The 17,110-nt window shown below is 38.1% G+C and carries 13 protein-coding genes; 8 read left to right on the top strand and 5 right to left on the bottom strand.

Going from position 1 to position 17,110, the window contains the following annotated elements; genetic code table 11:
• Window position 1 precedes the first annotated feature (1 nt).
• The 4 genes from galU (at window position 2) to galE (ending at window position 4,936) form a co-directional block, all read left to right on the top strand.
• A complete protein-coding gene (gene galU / locus MJX77_RS05030; RefSeq protein ID WP_252060686.1) occupies window positions 2–877 on the top strand; it encodes a UTP--glucose-1-phosphate uridylyltransferase GalU in 876 nt (291 codons plus the stop codon).
• 117 nt (window positions 878–994) lie between these two features.
• The gene (locus tag MJX77_RS05025) at window positions 995–2,257 is read left to right on the top strand and encodes a nucleotide sugar dehydrogenase (protein WP_252060685.1); all 1,263 of its coding nucleotides are present in this window, start codon (window positions 995–997) and stop codon (window positions 2,255–2,257) included.
• Complete coding sequence (pgi, locus tag MJX77_RS05020) at window positions 2,254–3,924, top strand: glucose-6-phosphate isomerase (protein WP_252060684.1); 1,671 nt, start codon at window positions 2,254–2,256, stop codon at window positions 3,922–3,924. The genes MJX77_RS05025 and pgi overlap by 4 nt, the downstream gene beginning before the upstream one ends.
• A complete protein-coding gene (gene galE / locus MJX77_RS05015) occupies window positions 3,917–4,936 on the top strand; it encodes a UDP-glucose 4-epimerase GalE (RefSeq protein WP_252060683.1) in 1,020 nt (339 codons plus the stop codon). The genes pgi and galE overlap by 8 nt, the downstream gene beginning before the upstream one ends.
• 102 nt (window positions 4,937–5,038) lie before the next feature.
• On the opposite strand, the gene MJX77_RS05010 is transcribed toward galE, so the two are convergent.
• The 3 genes from MJX77_RS05010 to MJX77_RS05000 all read right to left on the bottom strand — a co-directional run bounded on the left by MJX77_RS05010 (window position 5,039) and on the right by MJX77_RS05000 (window position 9,304).
• Window positions 5,039–5,863 (bottom strand): hypothetical protein, encoded by an 825-nt coding sequence (locus MJX77_RS05010; protein ID WP_252060682.1) that lies wholly within the window; start codon window positions 5,861–5,863, stop codon window positions 5,039–5,041.
• Window positions 5,864–5,890: 27 nt separating this feature from the next.
• A complete protein-coding gene (locus tag MJX77_RS05005; protein WP_252060681.1) occupies window positions 5,891–7,816 on the bottom strand; it encodes an acyltransferase family protein in 1,926 nt (641 codons plus the stop codon).
• 117 nt (window positions 7,817–7,933) lie between these two features.
• On the bottom strand, window positions 7,934–9,304 hold the full coding sequence (locus tag MJX77_RS05000) for a phosphohexomutase domain-containing protein (RefSeq protein ID WP_252060680.1): 1,371 nt from the start codon (window positions 9,302–9,304) through the stop codon (window positions 7,934–7,936).
• Window positions 9,305–9,678: 374 nt separating this feature from the next.
• Here MJX77_RS05000 and lldP point away from each other — a divergent pair, with 374 nt between their 5' ends.
• The 4 genes from lldP to dld all read left to right on the top strand — a co-directional run bounded on the left by lldP (window position 9,679) and on the right by dld (window position 15,353).
• Window positions 9,679–11,346 carry an L-lactate permease gene (gene lldP / locus MJX77_RS04995; RefSeq protein WP_171056861.1) on the top strand — a complete coding sequence of 556 codons (1,668 nt, stop codon included), beginning with the start codon at window positions 9,679–9,681 and terminating at the stop codon, window positions 11,344–11,346.
• 19 nt (window positions 11,347–11,365) lie between these two features.
• The gene (lldR, locus tag MJX77_RS04990) at window positions 11,366–12,118 is read left to right on the top strand and encodes a transcriptional regulator LldR (RefSeq protein ID WP_005309013.1); all 753 of its coding nucleotides are present in this window, start codon (window positions 11,366–11,368) and stop codon (window positions 12,116–12,118) included.
• Window positions 12,115–13,266: an FMN-dependent L-lactate dehydrogenase LldD gene (lldD, locus tag MJX77_RS04985; protein ID WP_019457941.1), complete on the top strand. Its 1,152-nt coding sequence runs from the start codon at window positions 12,115–12,117 to the stop codon at window positions 13,264–13,266. The genes lldR and lldD overlap by 4 nt, the downstream gene beginning before the upstream one ends.
• Window positions 13,267–13,646: 380 nt before the next feature.
• Entirely contained in the window at window positions 13,647–15,353 is a 1,707-nt protein-coding gene (gene dld, locus MJX77_RS04980; protein ID WP_252060679.1) for a D-lactate dehydrogenase, read from the top strand.
• A gap of 48 nt (window positions 15,354–15,401) precedes the next feature.
• Here dld and MJX77_RS04975 read toward each other — a convergent pair whose 3' ends face one another.
• Together MJX77_RS04975 and MJX77_RS04970 are read right to left on the bottom strand one after the other, a co-directional pair.
• Window positions 15,402–16,616, bottom strand: a complete 1,215-nt coding sequence (locus MJX77_RS04975) for an amino acid aminotransferase (RefSeq protein ID WP_252060678.1) — start codon at window positions 16,614–16,616, stop codon at window positions 15,402–15,404.
• A gap of 335 nt (window positions 16,617–16,951) precedes the next feature.
• Window positions 16,952–17,086 carry a hypothetical protein gene (locus MJX77_RS04970; RefSeq protein ID WP_252060677.1) on the bottom strand — a complete coding sequence of 45 codons (135 nt, stop codon included), beginning with the start codon at window positions 17,084–17,086 and terminating at the stop codon, window positions 16,952–16,954.
• Window positions 17,087–17,110: the final 24 nt, after the last annotated feature.

Here is a 17,110-nt window from a genome sequence, read left to right as displayed (position 1 = left end):
CATGATTAAAAAGGCAGTTTTACCAGTAGCTGGATTAGGTACACGTTTTTTACCAGCAAGTAAGTCAATTCCAAAAGAAATGGTCACAGTGGTTGATCGTCCTGCAATTGAATATGTCGTGCGGGAAGCTGTAGAAGCTGGAATTGAGCAAATTATTTTGGTAACTCATTCGTCTAAGGCATCAATTGAAAATTATTTTGATCGAAACTTTGAACTAGAAATGACTCTAGAGCAAAAGAAAAAGTTCGATTTACTTGAAGAAATTACGCAGATTATTCCATCTCATGTAAGTGTGGTAAGTGTAAGACAACCCCAACCTTTGGGTTTGGGACATGCTGTTTTATGTGCAAAAAGTATTGTTGGGCAAGATGATTTTGCTGTGTTGTTGCCAGATGTGTTGGTTCAAGATAACTCAGGAAAAAACGATTTATCGCGTATGATTTTACGTTATGAGTCAAGTCAAGCTGCTCAAATCATGGTTGAAGCAGTACCAGACCATCTCGTAGATCAGTATGGAATTGTTGATGTGAAGCAGAGCCCGAATGAGGGTGAAAGTATTGCTATGCAGGGAATTATCGAAAAACCTGCTATAGGTTCTGCACCTTCTAATTTATCTGTGGTGGGTCGTTATATTTTACCTGCTAAGATTATGCAGCTTTTAGAAAGCACTCCGAAAGGCGCGGGCAATGAAATTCAGTTAACTGATGCAATTGCGATGCTTCAAGAAACAGATACTGTTGAAGCCTATCGGATGCAAGGCCAAACTTTTGACTGTGGCAGTAAGCTCGGGTATTTGAAAGCTATACTACACTATGGTGTTGCACACCCTAAATTAGGATTAGAATTTAAACAGCTGATTCAAGAACTTAAATTATAAAGTTTTGTAGTTCTGCTTAAGTATTTGTAAAAACTACTGAAGATAGTAGCTGAGCAGTATATTCTCTTCCTGTAACGGGAAGAGAAATCTATAAAATACGAAAAAATCAGGTGTGCAATGAAAATCGCAGTATTTGGAACAACGTTACATGCCGGTGTTATGGCGGCATTATTAGCTGAATATGGTAACCAAATTTACTGGTGTACCTGTGTAAGTTGTGAAGAAGATATTTCTGTCCTTTCATATCAAGATCAAGACGTAAATAATTATTTAAATAAACAGAGAAAAGCTGGTTTTTTAAAAGAAAGTGCTTTTTCCGAGATCCCTTTAGATATTGAAGTATATTTATTTTGTTTTAGTCCTACACAAATTGAACTTGCTTTAAAAACCGTACAAAAACTGAGTGAGCGACCAATTGTTCATCCTAGATTAATGATTAATGGCTCTACTTTTGGTTTACACGGGACAGAAAAATTAAAACAGCACTTGCTAAAAGATGAGTGGGTTTACTTTCCTGATGTGATTCAGGAGGGTAATGCCATCAATAGTGTATTGAATGTAAAACATGTCATTGTTGGTGTTGAATCTAGGAACGCAAGTGAAACCATGCAAGAGTTATTGCGTCCTTTTTTCCAATTTAGTTATCAATATTTATTTATGCCGATTTTAGATGCTGAGTTCACCAAACTTAGTATTTCAGGCATGTTGGCTACCCGCATTAGTTATATGAATGACTTGGCTATGGTGGCTGAAAAATTGGGTATTGATATTGCGAATGTAAAGCATGGTATCGCTGCTGACACACGTATTGGTGCTGCATATTTATCGCCGGGTGTCGGATTTGGCGGTGAGAACTTTTCGCATGATATTTTAACACTTTCGAGTACTGTGTCTGAAACTGGAACAAAAAGCCGCCTTTTAGAACAGGTTTGGGCGATTAATGAGCAGCAGAAAGAAATTTTATTTCGTAAGTTATGGAATTATTATCACTGTAGCCTAAATGGTAAAACAGTTGCGATTTGGGGAGCTTCTTTTAAAGAAAATACTTCGAATATACATAACTCACCGATTCATATTTTATTAGCTGCATTATGGGCACAGGGGGTAATAGTACGTCTGCATGACCCTCAAGCTTTAGATGAAATAGCTGCAACTTATGGGCATCGTGAAGATTTAATTTTATGTACGGACCAATATGAGGCGGTACGAGATGCTCATGCGCTATGTCTAGTCACGGCATGGAAGCAATATTGGAGTCCTGACTTTAAGCAACTACAACAGTTAATGAAACATCCTTTAATTTTAGATGGACGTAATATTTATGATCCTGCGTATGTAAAGGCGAAAGGTTTTGCTTATGAAGGAGTAGGTCGCTTATGAGTAAATCAATTGAGCAATTTCCAAAGGAATTAGCCTTACCTGTAACTCATCTTCAAAATTTAGGTGAAAAAAACTCAAAATTACATATAAAAGAACTATTTGCTTTAGAGCCAGATCGTTTTCAAAATTATTCTGTAAAATTTGATCAATTATTTTTTGATTATAGTAAGCATCGCTTAACCAAAGATATTTTGGGACAATTAGTAGCTCTTGCAAATACTAAAAATTTAACCGAATGGATTAATCGCCTTTTTTCACAGAATAAGATTAACTGCACTGAGCAACGTGAAGCAATGCACTGGGCATTGCGTTTACCTGTTAACTATTCGAAGTTTCCAGATTTAACAGAACAAGTTCATAGCCAGTTACAACGTATGTATGCCTTAGTGGAAAAAATCCATGCAGGGCAATATCGGGGTTCAACTGGTGAGGTGATTCAAGACGTTGTTAATATTGGGGTGGGTGGGTCTGATTTAGGACCACAAATGGTCACGCATGCTTTATCTGATTTTAAGGTAAAAACAGCTAAGCCCTTAAATATTCATTTTGTTTCGACTATGGATGGTAGTCAGTTATCTGAGTTACTCCATCAACTTCGTCCTGAAACAACTTTGTTTATTATTTCATCTAAATCTTTTGGTACGATTGATACCTTATCAAATGCACAAACAGTTCGTCAGTGGCTTGAGAAGGCATTAGGAACACATGCTCGTGTATTAAAAAGTCACTTTATTGGTATATCTACAAAATCTGACAAAATGTCTGAATGGGGAATTGCGCCTGAAAACCAGTTACTACTGTGGGACTGGGTAGGTGGGCGTTATTCTTTATGGTCTTGTATCGGTTTACCTATTGCTTTGACGATTGGTGTGGAAGGCTTTCAGCAACTTTTAGCAGGTGCTCATGCCGTCGATGAGCATTTTCAAAATACAAGTTTTGATCAAAATATCCCAGTTTTGATGGCATTATTAGGAATCTGGAATAATAACTTTTTAAATATTCAGACCCATGCAGTATTACCCTATGATGGGAGATTAAAGTATTTTGCAGCTTATCTGCAACAGCTAGAAATGGAATCTAATGGGAAGTCAGTACAGCGTAATGGGTTAAAAGTTGAGCTTGATACTTGCCCTATTATATGGGGCGAAGTTGGACCTAATGCACAGCATGCTTTTTATCAGTTGTTACATCAAGGTTCTCAAGCAGTAAGCTGTGATTTTATTGCGCCAATTCAACGTTATAACGCAGATCATTTTACCTATGTTGAAAATGCAGAAGCTCTAGTTGAACAACATCATCTTGCACTGTCAAATTGTTTGGCACAATCAAGATTATTAGCCTTTGGTAATGATGCTTTAGACTCAACTGAATTAGAAAATTTACCAATTTATAAGCAATACGAAGGTAATCAACCAAGTTCTACATTATTATTAGATGAGCTAAACCCGTATAATCTAGGAATGTTAATTGCTTTATATGAACATAAAGTATTTGTGCAGTCTGTAATTTGGAATATCAACCCATTTGACCAATGGGGTGTTGAAAAAGGTAAACAGATTGCTGATCAGCTACTTCCGATTTTAAACGGCATTCAGAATGATTTTTCAAAACTTGATGCCTCAACACGGGGGTTAATTAAAATATTATTAGGAAAGGTGGATGGCTAAAATTTTAGTCACTGGTGGGGCGGGCTATATTGGTTCACACACATGTGTTGAGCTTTTACAGGCTGGTCATGAAGTTATTGTTTTTGATAATCTTTCGAATAGTTCAGAAGAATCTTTAAATAGAGTTCAAGATATCGCCCAAAAAAGTTTAACTTTTGTACAGGGTGATATTCGTAATGCAAATGAACTTGATCGTGTTCTCAAAAATCATTCAATTGATGCTGTTATTCATTTCGCAGGTTTAAAAGCAGTAGGTGAAAGCCAAGAAAAACCGCTCATTTATTTTGATAATAATATTGCGGGTAGTATTCAACTGGTTAATTCAATGGAAAAGGCTGGTGTTTACACACTTGTATTTAGTTCCTCTGCAACAGTGTATGACGAAGCCAATATATCGCCATTAAATGAAGACATGCCAACAGGTATCCCGAGTAATAACTATGGTTACACTAAGTTGATTGTTGAACAATTATTGCAAAATTTGTCAGTATCTAATCCAAAGTGGTCAATCGCATTACTTCGTTATTTTAATCCAGTAGGTGCACATAAGAGTGGCTGTATTGGTGAGGATCCACAAGGTATTCCAAATAATTTAATGCCATATGTGACGCAAGTTGCTATTGGTCGCCGTGAGAAATTATCTATTTATGGTAATGACTATGACACGGTAGATGGTACTGGTGTGCGTGATTATATTCATGTGGTTGACTTAGCGAATGCACATTTGTGTGCTTTAAATAACCGTTTACAGTCGAAAGGTTGCCGAGCATGGAATATCGGTACAGGTAATGGTTCATCTGTTTTGCAAGTTAAAGACACCTTTGAACAAGTTAATGGCATACCTGTAGCCTTTGAGTTTGTAGCACGTCGAGCTGGCGATGTTGCGACTTCTTTTGCAGACAATAGCCGTGCAGTTGCTGAGTTAGGTTGGCAGCCGCAATATGGCTTAGAAGATATGCTCAAGGATAGTTGGAATTGGCAGAAGCAGAATCCTAATGGATATAATTTATAGATTTTATTAAAACTATTTTTCAAAATTTAATAGTTAGAGTTGTATGGAGATTATACAAGTTGGAATAGTAATTTAATTCCAACTTGTATAATTTGCATTCAATTATTTCTTAAGATTTGATTGAGCATAAAAATATTCATTTCCTTGTTTTTCTATAAGTTGCTCATCAACTAATCCTGTTATCTTTAAAGCTTTATAAGTATTCTCAGTAAAAATAATTTTTCCAGTTCTACTTGTTCCTGGACCACATGGCGCTTTTCCGGTAATAAGATTAGCTTTATTTCGATTAATGTATTCCATTACTAGAACCGAGCGAATAGATGCAGGCTCTTCATATAACCCACGGTGTAAACAAGTAGTATCAAAGATAGCAATATCCCCAGATTTGTAGTTTAGCTTAATTTCTTTATGATTAGCTGTAATATCTCTTCTTCCGGAAAAACGAAGAATTTCACTTTTGTTCTGTGTATAAGGTTTATTATAGCTATTGGGAATAACAACAGTTGGTGTATTACCATTACCTTCGAAACAAACATATATTTTAATACGGTGTCCTACATTATCATCATGCCATGAATTAGATAAACTCCATTCCTTTCTTTTAGATGGGTCATACCAAAATAAATATATATCATCTAATCGAGTATCAGGCCCTAAGAAGTCAAAAATTTTATCTTTGAAATCTTCAGTAATTTTGGCTGCCAGAGCTCCCACATTATCATCGATCAAGGTACTATAATAGACTCCCTGCGCATCATATTTTGGAGGTTCTGGCAATTTAAAGGGAGTAAAATAGTTTGGGAAAAAATCAGCTCCCTGCCATTTTGTATGGTCCACTTTTTCATCAAAATGTCTAATAGTATTAGTAATTTGCTGTTTTTGAATCCAATTTCTTAGTGAACGTAGAATTCTCTTTAAAATTAACATATTTTGATCCATTTAATATTAAAGTATTTAGTTGCTTTCATGAACCATTCTTTTTAGGTCCATAAATTTGGAGGTGTGTAAGAAAAACTTAGCTGAAGCCAAAGAGCCATAGACACTAATATGTCCACCATCAAATGAGTAGGGAATATTATTATCTATATTCTCTTTTCTATATAAGTCTTCCCTTAATAAATAAAGAGTATGATCAAATTTTTTCGAAAAAATCTGTAAATCATGATTAGCTCTGCTAGCTTCTTTATCACTTTCATTGATAACTGGTAACATAAATTTATTGTTCAGCCAAACAGAACGCTTATAGCTATTACCTATATTCTGTCCAAAGTAGTAAGGTGAATCCATTATAATTAAGGGGACGTTAGAATTCTTAATTGTACTTATTAAATTTTTTAATTCGTCAACACGTTTACTATCCTCGTAAACAGCACCCCATCTTCCTGCAAGGATAATTACATCATACTTTCCTATATTTTCTTTAAGGAATTTTCTATTAATTAAACATTGCTCGTAAGCACGTGAACTTTTTGGCCCAGTAAAATTTTCACCTAGACTAGGGTAGCACCAATTTGTACTAATTGCATTAATGTTTAAATCTACTTGTTTCCCGACACTGTCCCAAAATGGAATATTATGTCCAGCATAAGAGTCCCCAAACAATAATGCAGATTTTGCACTATTTTTATTAGAGCCAATATGGCATTGAAGACCTTGTTTCCCAACAGGTAGGTAATTTAAATTATCTACACTATAAAAACACCAACCTGTTTCAGGAGATGGATAACTAATAAGTGCTGTTTTTTCAAAATATTTTTCTGTAGCCCTATTGGGAAAACCATCTTTTTTATATATATAAATGTAAAGTAGGCTTAAAGAAACAATTGCGATAATTAATATTAAATATGAACTTACTAAAGAAAGTTTTGAAAGTTTTTTTCGAGTAGGTGTTTCTATGAAGTAGTAACTTAACCATCCTAGTAAGACTGATAAAATAATAGCAATACAAGTAACTAAATCATTGTGAATTGATAAATAGCTTACAAAAAAAACTATAGGCCAATGCCATAGATAAATAGAATATGAAGAGTTTCCTAGAAATTGTAAAAATCGTATTTTTGTGAATAATGAGTTTTGATTGTTGGCTATAATGATGAACATTGTGCCTAAAATAGGGATAAGTGCATTTATACTAGGCCATAATGAGGTAGGGTTAAATAAAATTAAGCTCATTAAAATAAAAGAAAAACCTATAGTTTCTAAACTATATTTGTTAAATTTGGATAAATTTATTTTAGAGAAATATAAGTAAATAATACCTCCGGCAAGCATCTCCCAAGCTCTAGTTAAAATCATATAAAATGAAAATGTTTGATTTTTGTTTGATAGGATGTAAGAGAAAATAAGTGAAATTATTGTGGTAAGTATTATTATTGTTCCATATTTATTTTTGACATTTGGTATTTTAGAAAATATTAAAAGTAGAATTGGAAGTATAATATAAAATTGCCATTCTACTGATAAAGACCATGTGTGTAAAAGGATATTGTTGTGTGTGTCGGTTGCAAAATAATTTCCAGATTCTCTTAAGTAAACTATATTTGATATAAAGTTAATACTTGATAATGCATGTTTTGCATAAGTCTTGTACTCCTCTGGGATTAATAAAAGCCAGCCAATTATTGAAATGAAAAATGTCAAAAATAATAAGGCAGGTATAATTCTTATTCCACGGGCTAAATAGAATTTTATTAAAGAAAAGTTATTATTTTCAATTTGATCTAAAATATTTTTTGTCATCAAAAAGCCTGAGATAACAAAGAAAATATCTACACCTATAAACCCGCCAGAGAAGCCGGGAATACCGAAATGATATAAAACTACTAATAAAATAGCATACGCTCGAAGACCATTTATATCGTATCGAAAACTATTGTTCATGAAATTTTCTCATTTTATATTTTATCCTTATGTAATATAGTCTAATTAAAACAATATTTTAAATTAGGTAACCAGTATTTCATAAGGTCCATATAGAGTTATTGGTAAGATTAGAAATTATAGAGAAATCAACCCAGTCAATTCATCTACATAATGTTGCATTGGCTGAGCTTGGCGATCTGCACGGCTTTCAATATTGAGGCGTAGTAAAGGCTCTGTGTTTGAAGCACGGACATTAAAGCGCCATGCACCAAAGTCTAGACTTACACCATCGGTACGGTCAATTTCTGGGTTTTGCTCGGCATAAAAATCGAAAATCTTTTGAATGGTGATTTGTGTGTCAGCCACTTTAAAGTTGATTTCACCACTACAAGGAAACTTGGTAATCATATTTTCAACGAGTGTTGAAAGTGATTGCCCTGTTTCAGAAAGTAGGGCAACGGTGAGTAACCATGGAATCATCCCGCTGTCGCAGTAAGCAAAGTCACGGAAATAGTGATGTGCACTCATTTCTCCGCCATATACGGCATTGTGTTCACGCATCACGTCTTTAATGAATGCATGACCAGATTTTGACTGTACAGCAACACCTTTGTATTCATCTACGATATCAAACGTGTTCCACACTAAACGCGGGTCATGAACAATTTTTTCGCCTGACTGTTTAATCAAGAAAGCTTGAGCCAATAGACCAACAATATAGTAGCCTTCAATGAACTGTCCCTTTTCATCAAATAAGAAACAGCGGTCAAAGTCGCCGTCCCAAGCAATTCCCATATCTGCTTTATGCTCAATTACAGCATTTCGAGTACTGTCACGGTTTTCAATTAAAATTGGGTTAGGAATTCCGTTTGGGAAAGTACCATCTGCTTCATGGTGAATTTTAATAAATTCAATTGGTACGTTAAGCGCTTTAAATTTTTCTTCAATGGCATCAATCACATGACCCGCAGCTCCATTACCAGCATTTACCACTAACTTCAGTGGGCGGATTTTTGCAGGTTCAATGTAGGTGATTAAGTGATCAACGAACTCAGGTAAAATGTTATAGGTTTGAGTTGTACCTTTTTGGCTAACTTCTTCAAAGTTATTGGTTTCTGCTAAAGCCTGAATTTCTTTTAAACCGGTATCAGCACTAATTGGACGAGCATTTTCTCGAACTAATTTCATGCCGTTATAGTCCATTGGATTATGGCTAGCAGTAACTTCGATACCACCCTGTACATCTAAGTGGAAAGCAGCGAAGTAAACTTCTTCGGTACCCGTCATGCCCAAATCAAGAACATTCACACCTGCATCATTTAAACCACGGATGGTCGCTTGTTTTAAATCTTCACTGCTTAGACGAATATCACAACCGACTACTACAGTCTTTGGTTTATAGATTTGCCCGTAAGCACGGCCAATTTTATAGGCAATTTCTTCATTCAATTCGGTGCCGAGTTTGCCTCGGATATCATAAGCTTTAAAACACGTTAAAGTAGTCATTATTCAGTTCAATACAAATGAATTAAGTTTTGAGCATTATTATACATTTCTTAATAAATGGTTATGTTTATAGTTTTTATATTCAAGTTTTACGCTTCATTTCTGTAACTCAGATTTAAATTTATAAGAATACTTTTTACGACTTTAGTCTAATAAATAAAACCATAAGCTCGAAATGGCTTGATTTTACTTAGCACTATTGGTATTACCAATTATTGTGGTTATTTAATGATTGATCTTGCCAATATCTGCATTTATGATGCTTCCTGTGGTTTAAGGAACAACATTTGCACTTAATTTTTAATTGGTAATACCAATTGTGTTAAATGTTTAAGAATTTAAGGTACAAAAATTCGCCCCGGCATTTCAAGGAGATGACAATGCTCAATATGTGGCAACAACTTTATGACCCTTTAAATAATATTTGGCTGTCCAGTGCGGTTGCATTAATCCCGATTATTTTCTTCTTTTTGGCATTAGCAGTTTTTCGTTTAAAAGGCAGTATCGCGGGTACGGGCACAGTCATTATTGCATTATTGATTGCTCTCTTTTTCTATCAAATGCCGGGTCAAATGGCCTTTGCGTCTATTATTTACGGTTTCTTCTATGGTCTATGGCCAATTTCATGGATCATTATTGGGGCAGTTTTTCTATACAAGATTTCGGTAAAAACAGGTCAGTTTGAAGTTATTCGCTCAAGCATTTTGTCGATTACTGAAGACCAACGTCTGCAAATGCTATTGGTTGGTTTTGCCTTTGGTACATTCCTAGAAGGGGCGGCGGGATTTGGTGCTCCTGTAGCAATTACCGCTGCACTCCTTGTAGGTTTAGGCTTTAAGCCACTTTATGCTGCTGGTTTATGTTTGATTGTAAATACTGCGCCAGTTGCGTTCGGTGCGATGGGTATTCCAATTATTGTGGCGGGGCAGGTGTCAGGCGTAGACACTATGGAAATTAGCCAGATGGTGGGGCGTCAGTTGCCATTTTTAACGCTGATCGTACTGTTCTGGATTATGGCGATTATGGATGGTTGGCGTGGTGTTAAGGAAACTTGGCCTGCTGTATTGGTTGGTGGTGGCGCTTTTGCGATTGCCCAATATCTTACATCTAACTTTATTGGCCCTGAATTACCAGATATTACCGCAGCAATTGCTTCATTGGTCAGCTTGACTGTGTTGTTCCGTTTTTGGAAACCAAAACATATTTTCCGCTTTGAACCTGAAGCTGGCCAAACTCTAATTCAGCAACCTACAACGGTTCAACGTTACAGTATTGGGAAAATTGCTAAGGCATGGTCTCCATTTGCGATTTTAACAGTGATGGTGACCATCTGGAGCGTTAAACCATTTAAAGCATTATTTGCAAAAGATGGTGCTCTTGAGCACTGGATTTTTAAACTTGAAGTACCGTATTTGCATAAATTGGTCGAAAAAATGCCACCGATTGTGGCAGAGATGAAACCATACGAAGCGATTTATAAGTTTGACTGGTTCTCTGCAACAGGTACGGCAATTTTTATTGCTGCAATCATCACTGCTATTTTCTTGAAAATGAAAGCAAGTGAGGCAGTAACGACTTTTGGTGAAACACTCAATGAGTTGAAAACACCGATTTACTCGATTGGTATGGTGTTGGCGTTTGCTTTTATTGCGAACTATTCAGGTTTATCTGCAACTTTAGCTTTGGCTCTATCGCATACGGGTCATGCGTTTACTTTCTTCTCGCCATTTTTGGGTTGGCTTGGTGTATTCCTTACAGGTTCAGATACCTCTTCAAATGCTTTGTTCTCGGCATTACAGGCGACCACTGCTCAGCAGATTGGTATTCCAGAAGTATTATTGGTAGCTGCGAATACCAGCGGTGGTGTGACAGGTAAGATGATTTCTCCGCAGTCGATTGCGATTGCGTGTGCAGCAGTAGGCTTAGTTGGAAAAGAATCTGACTTGTTCCGTTTCACGGTAAAACATAGCATCATATTCACTGTCTTTGTTGGCATCATTATTACGGTTCAGGCTTATCTGGTTCCGTGGATGATTCCATAACTCCAGTGAAGGAAACGCGATGAGAATCTCCGATCAAGTGGTCATGAAATTGCAGGCATTAATTGAAGAGCGGCACATGAAAAAAGGTGACCGTTTGCCTGCTGAGCGCCAGCTTGCAACTAGCTTAGGGGTTTCTCGTCCGTCTTTGCGTGAAGCAATTCAGCAGCTTAATAGTCAAGGTGTACTCAGTAGCCGCCGTGGCGATGGGACTTATATTCAGCAGTTACCTGAACAGTGGCCACAGCAACTCATTGTGAACCCAATTAGTAACTTGATTGAAGAAGATCCGCTTTACCGTTTTGATGTGCAAGAGGCGCGATTATTACTTGAAGGTGGCACGGCATGGTATGCCGCATTGCGCTCAACGCCTGAAGATCGCGCCAAAATCCGTCATTATTTTAATGAAATTAGTCGCCATCAAAATGCGGGTGACTCAGCGCAGGCGGCAGTCGCAGACGCTGAATTTCATTTAGCAATTGCTGAAGCATCTCACAATGTGGTGCTGATTCAAATGATGCGTAGTCTGTTTGATTTGCTGCAATACAACGTCTTGTTAGGGCGTAAAAAAGTTTATAACGACCCCGTAAATGGTGACTTGCTCAGTGAGCAGCATTTTCAGGTGATGGATGCTATTGATCGTAAAGATCCCGAGGCCGCACGCCAAGCTGTCTGCGGTCATATTGAATTTGTGATTAATCATGTGCGTTCTCTGGATGAAGACGAAGCTCGCCAGAAACGTGCAAACCGTTTAAATAGAGTTGATTCAAAATGATTATTTCTTCTGGCAATGATTATCGTGCTGCGGCACAACGTCGCTTACCCCCATTTTTATTTCATTACATTGATGGTGGAGCGTATTCGGAATATACCTTAAAGCGTAACGTACAAGATTTGTCAGAAATTGCTTTGCGTCAACGTGTGCTCAATGACATGTCAGCGTTAAGTTTAGAGACAAAACTGTTTAACGAAACCTTGTCTATGCCGGTTGCATTAGCACCTGTAGGTTTAACAGGCATGTATGCACGCCGTGGTGAAGTGCAAGCCGCGATGGCAGCCGATAAAAAGGGCATTCCATTTACACTTTCAACGGTTTCGGTGTGTCCGATTGAAGAAGTTTCACCTGCAATTAACCGTCCAATGTGGTTCCAGCTTTATGTATTACGCGACCGTGGTTTTATGCGTAATGCTTTAGAACGTGCAAAAGCGGCAGGCTGCTCAACACTGGTATTTACCGTCGATATGCCTGTACCAGGTGCGCGTTACCGTGATGCCCATTCGGGGATGAGTGGACCAAATGCTGCGATGCGCCGCTATATGCAGTCAATGTTCCATCCGCATTGGTCGTGGAATGTCGGCTTAATGGGCCGTCCGCATGACTTGGGCAACATCTCTAAATATTTAGGTAAACCGACTGGGCTTGAAGACTATATTGGCTGGTTAGGCTCGAACTTTGACCCATCGATTTCATGGAAAGACCTTGAGTGGATTCGTGAATTTTGGGATGGCCCAATGGTAATTAAGGGTATTTTAGACCCTGAAGATGCCAAAGATGCCGTGCGGTTCGGGGCAGATGGTATTGTGGTATCGAATCACGGTGGTCGTCAGTTAGATGGCGTGATGTCTTCTGCTCGTGCATTGCCTGCAATTGCCGATGCGGTGAAAGGTGATTTGGCGATTTTGGCTGACTCAGGCATTCGTAATGGTTTAGATGTGGTGCGTATGTTAGCGCTTGGTGCCGATACGGTTTTACTTGGCCGTGCATTTGTTTATGCTTTGGCAGCAGCAGGTGGGCAAGGTGTGTCGAACTTGCTTGATTTGATTGATAAAGAAATGCGAGTTGCGATGACGTTGACGGGTGCTAAATCGATTTCGGATATTAATGCGGATTGTTTAGTACAGGCGATTAAACAAGGTCTTTAGAAATAATAAGTGAAGCAGTAAGCACAGCCTCAAAATTTGGTGATTTGCTAATGTTTTATGTATAGGCATTTGTCACTTTTGAAAGGTCAAAAGTAACCAAAAACCTTTTGTTGAGCAAACAGTACTTCCTTGTACAGTTGCTCAACAGGCGGCATCCCTGCCGCCAACGCGTAGCCAATTTTAATTAAATCTAACACCTAGAGATTAGCTGCTGGTGCTAAGTGAAATGGTTTTGATCTTGCGTAGCTTTAGTCGCTACTCATGCCAAAACAAAAGTAATGGAATTAGCTACTTTAAATATTAGTTCTAAACGGGAAAACTCCGTCGAGTTTTTCTGATTTAAAAAACTATGTGGTATGGATGACCAAAAGGAAACCATCATGCAAACATTTTCTCCTCAAGCAGTGATCGAACGCTTACAAAATATTGTAGGGCGTTCTTATGTTTTGACCGATGACCAAAGCACGCGTCAGTACCGCCAAGGTCGTCGTTTTGGAGAGGGGAAAGTGCTTGCTGTGGTGGTGCCGGGAACCTTGCTAGAGCAATGGCAAGTGTTACAGGCTGCAATTGAGGCGGACTGTATTGTGATTATGCAGGCGGCCAATACAGGACTTACTGGTGGTTCAACCCCATATGGTGATGATTATGATCGTCCTGTATTAGTGATGAGTACGCGCCGATTAAAGGGCATTCAAGTTATTCATGATGGTAAGCAAGTGATTTGTTTACCGGGTGCGACCTTAGATAATTTAGAACAAATTTTAAAAGGCTATGACCGTGAACCGCATTCAGTAATTGGTTCATCGTGTATTGGGGCTTCGGTACTTGGCGGTGTGTGTAATAACTCGGGCGGTGCCTTGGTACGCCGTGGTCCTGCGTATACTGAACTGGCGTTATATGCTCAGGTGAATGCTGCTGGTCAATTAGAACTAGTGAATCATTTAGGGGTGAATTTAGGTTCGACTCCTGAAGAAATTTTGACTCGATTAGAGAAGCAGAAATATCAAGCCGTAGATATTTTAGATGACAATGAAAAGCAGGCGTCGGACCATCGCTATGCACACGATGTAACCCAAGTCGATGAAGATACGCCTGCACGTTTTAATGCAGATCCGTCACGATTGTTTGAAGCATCAGGATCGGCTGGTAAAGTTTGTGTATTTGCCGTGCGCCTTGATACCTATGAGAAAGTAGAAAGTAATGTCTTTTATATTGGTACGAATGATGCCGATGACTTAACAGCCATTCGTCGTTATTTACTAACCTCACTACCAAGCTTGCCGATAGCAGGTGAATATATTCACCGAGATGCTTATTTAATTGGTGAAAAGTACGGAAAAGACACGTTCTTGTTTATTGAAAAGTTCGGCACAGCCAATGTTCCAAAAGCTTTTGCGATGAAAGATAAAGTTGATGGCTTTTTAGAAAAATTTAAAATTAAAGGTTTAACGGATCATATTTTACAGGCGATTACGTTCTTTTTACCGAGTCATTTACCGAAGCGTATGACCGAATATCGAGATCGTTATGAGCACCATTTAGTGCTACGTGTCGAAAATAATTCAAAAGCTCAGACCGAGCAGTTTTTAAAAGAATATTTTGCAGTGCATCAGTCAGGTCACTATTTCGTATGTAGCGAAGGGGAAGGCCGAAAAGCGTTCTTACACCGTTTTGCGATTGCAGGAGCTGCAATTCGTTATCGTGATACGCACCGTAGTGAAGTTGAAGATATTGTGGCGCTTGATATTGCGTTACGTCGTAATGACCGCGAATGGGTAGAGCAACTGCCGGCCGAGATGGAAAATAAAATCATCCATAAACTCTATTATGGGCATTTCTTTTGTCATGTGTTCCATCAGGACTATATTCTTAAAAAGGGCCATGACCCATTAGAAATGGAACATCAAATGTGGAAGTTACTCGATGCACGCCGTGCTGAATATCCGGCAGAGCATAATGTCGGGCATCTCTATATTGCCAAGCCTGCCTTAGCCAATTTCTACCAAAAACTTGACCCAACCAATAGCTTTAATGTGGGGATTGGGCATACCTCAAAACTGAAGTATTGGGGCAAGACTAAATCGTAATATCGAGACATTAAAAAAGGCGCCGAAGCGCCTTTTTTAATAGATGTATTATGCCGCTTCTGTTGATTTAGCAAGCACTTCTGCAACTGCTTTAGCAACAGTGTAAACATTGTTCATGTTTAAACCTGCTACACAAATACGGCCACTACGTACTAAGTAGATTGCATATTCTTCACGCAAGATATCAACTTGCTCAGCAGTTAAACCTGTGTAACTGAACATACCTTTTTGGTTTACAAGGTAGCTAAAGTCACGGTCTGGTAATGCTTTAGTAAGTTCGTCTTTCAAGATACTACGCATTTTAATAATACGCTCGCGCATCTCTTTTACTTCGCCTTGCCATTGTTGGTTAAGTTTAGCGTCATTTAACACTTCATCAACTAACCAAGCACCTGTAGTAGGAGGGCTAGAGTAAATACGGCGTACAGTCGCTTTTAACTGACCGAATGTGCACTGAGCAGCTTCTGCATCGTCACATACGAAAGTTAAGCCGCCAACACGCTCGCCATATAAAGAGAAGATTTTAGAGAACGAGTTGCTCACAATGAAGTTTAGACCCGCTTGGTCTAAAGCACGGATTGCATACGCATCTTCTTCCATACCGTCACCAAAACCTTGGTAGGCGATGTCTAGGAATGGAATAAGGTTACGGTCTTTTAATACTGCAATCACTTGGTCCCATTGCGCTGGGTTTAAGTCAGCACCCGTTGGGTTATGGCAGCATGGGTGCAACAACACAATGCTTTGCTCAGGCAAAGTTTTAAGTGTAGAAAGCATACCGTCAAAATCTACACCACGTGTTTCGTTATCGAAATATGGGTAGAAATGAGTTTTGATGCCAGCGCCATTGAAAATCGCAACGTGGTTGTCCCAAGTTGGTTGGCTTACCCAAACGTCAGAATTTGGGAAATAAGTTTTTAAGAAATCCGCACCAACTTTCAATGCACCTGAACCACCAAGCGTTTGGATGGTTACAGCACGGCCAGCTTTAACTGCTGGGCTGTTTGCACCAAATAAAAGTGCTTGAATTGCTTCACGGTAAGGTTTGAAGCCTTCCATTGGCAAATAAAGTTTGGTTTTACCGTTTTTAGGCTCGATACGCTTTTGCGCTTCAATAATGGTCTCTAACTGAGGAACAATACTGTCTTCGTTATAATAAAGACCAATACTCAAGTTCACTTTTCCAGAACGAGTATCAGCATTGAACTGTTCCATTAAAGAGAGAATTGGGTCGCCTGCGTATGGGGGGATATGTTGAAACATCAAAAAAGTCCTTTCATTCAACAATATGCATAGTGCTGGGTTTTTTCTGTCTCGAAAAATACGCCACAACTATGTCGATGTTCAATAATGTATCAATAAAGCTACCGTGAAGCATCAGATAATTTCACTAATATCGATATTTTCTGGCTGAAAATGATAAAAAGATTTAAAAGAAATTACGGTAAATAGATACTAATTTATAACTCATGCTTTCATTCAAGCAGATTGTCTACAATCTTGCTGTAATACATTGGTTGTAGACTAAAGTTTGAAACAAAAGATTAGCGGTCGAAAAGCAGCTAAAAAAGTGCCATAAATCTATAGGTAAAATAATATTAAATATCTGTTTTATAAGTACTAATTGGTAAGTGGTGTAATGCTGTAAATATAAGGTGAGAGAACAGGTCTAACGATAAAAATTGACCTGATGCGTTCTGTAAAGTGTCAACAATCACCTTGATTTTTTTCATTCATACCGCTATAAAACTCATAAT

It is taken from the genome of Acinetobacter sp. AHP123 (genome assembly GCF_023757925.1).
In the GTDB taxonomy this organism is placed as follows: Bacteria; Pseudomonadota; Gammaproteobacteria; order Pseudomonadales; family Moraxellaceae; genus Acinetobacter; species Acinetobacter oleivorans.
The sequence above is the reverse complement of the archived record's forward strand: the minus strand, read 5'-3'. Positions and strand labels throughout refer to the sequence as shown.

Coding starts and splice junctions, on each gene's coding strand:
- MJX77_RS05010 (WP_252060682.1), bottom strand. CDS start 5,863: ATGTTAATTTTAAAGAGAATTCTACGTTCACTAAGAAATTGGATTCAA.
- galU (WP_252060686.1), top strand. CDS start 2: ATGATTAAAAAGGCAGTTTTACCAGTAGCTGGATTAGGTACACGTTTT.
- MJX77_RS05005 (WP_252060681.1), bottom strand. CDS start 7,816: ATGAACAATAGTTTTCGATACGATATAAATGGTCTTCGAGCGTATGCT.
- lldP (WP_171056861.1), top strand. CDS start 9,679: ATGACAATGCTCAATATGTGGCAACAACTTTATGACCCTTTAAATAAT.
- galE (WP_252060683.1), top strand. CDS start 3,917: ATGGCTAAAATTTTAGTCACTGGTGGGGCGGGCTATATTGGTTCACAC.
- MJX77_RS04975 (WP_252060678.1), bottom strand. CDS start 16,616: ATGTTTCAACATATCCCCCCATACGCAGGCGACCCAATTCTCTCTTTA.
- MJX77_RS04970 (WP_252060677.1), bottom strand. CDS start 17,086: ATGAAAAAAATCAAGGTGATTGTTGACACTTTACAGAACGCATCAGGT.
- MJX77_RS05025 (WP_252060685.1), top strand. CDS start 995: ATGAAAATCGCAGTATTTGGAACAACGTTACATGCCGGTGTTATGGCG.
- MJX77_RS05000 (WP_252060680.1), bottom strand. CDS start 9,304: ATGACTACTTTAACGTGTTTTAAAGCTTATGATATCCGAGGCAAACTC.
- lldR (WP_005309013.1), top strand. CDS start 11,366: ATGAGAATCTCCGATCAAGTGGTCATGAAATTGCAGGCATTAATTGAA.
- dld (WP_252060679.1), top strand. CDS start 13,647: ATGCAAACATTTTCTCCTCAAGCAGTGATCGAACGCTTACAAAATATT.
- pgi (WP_252060684.1), top strand. CDS start 2,254: ATGAGTAAATCAATTGAGCAATTTCCAAAGGAATTAGCCTTACCTGTA.
- lldD (WP_019457941.1), top strand. CDS start 12,115: ATGATTATTTCTTCTGGCAATGATTATCGTGCTGCGGCACAACGTCGC.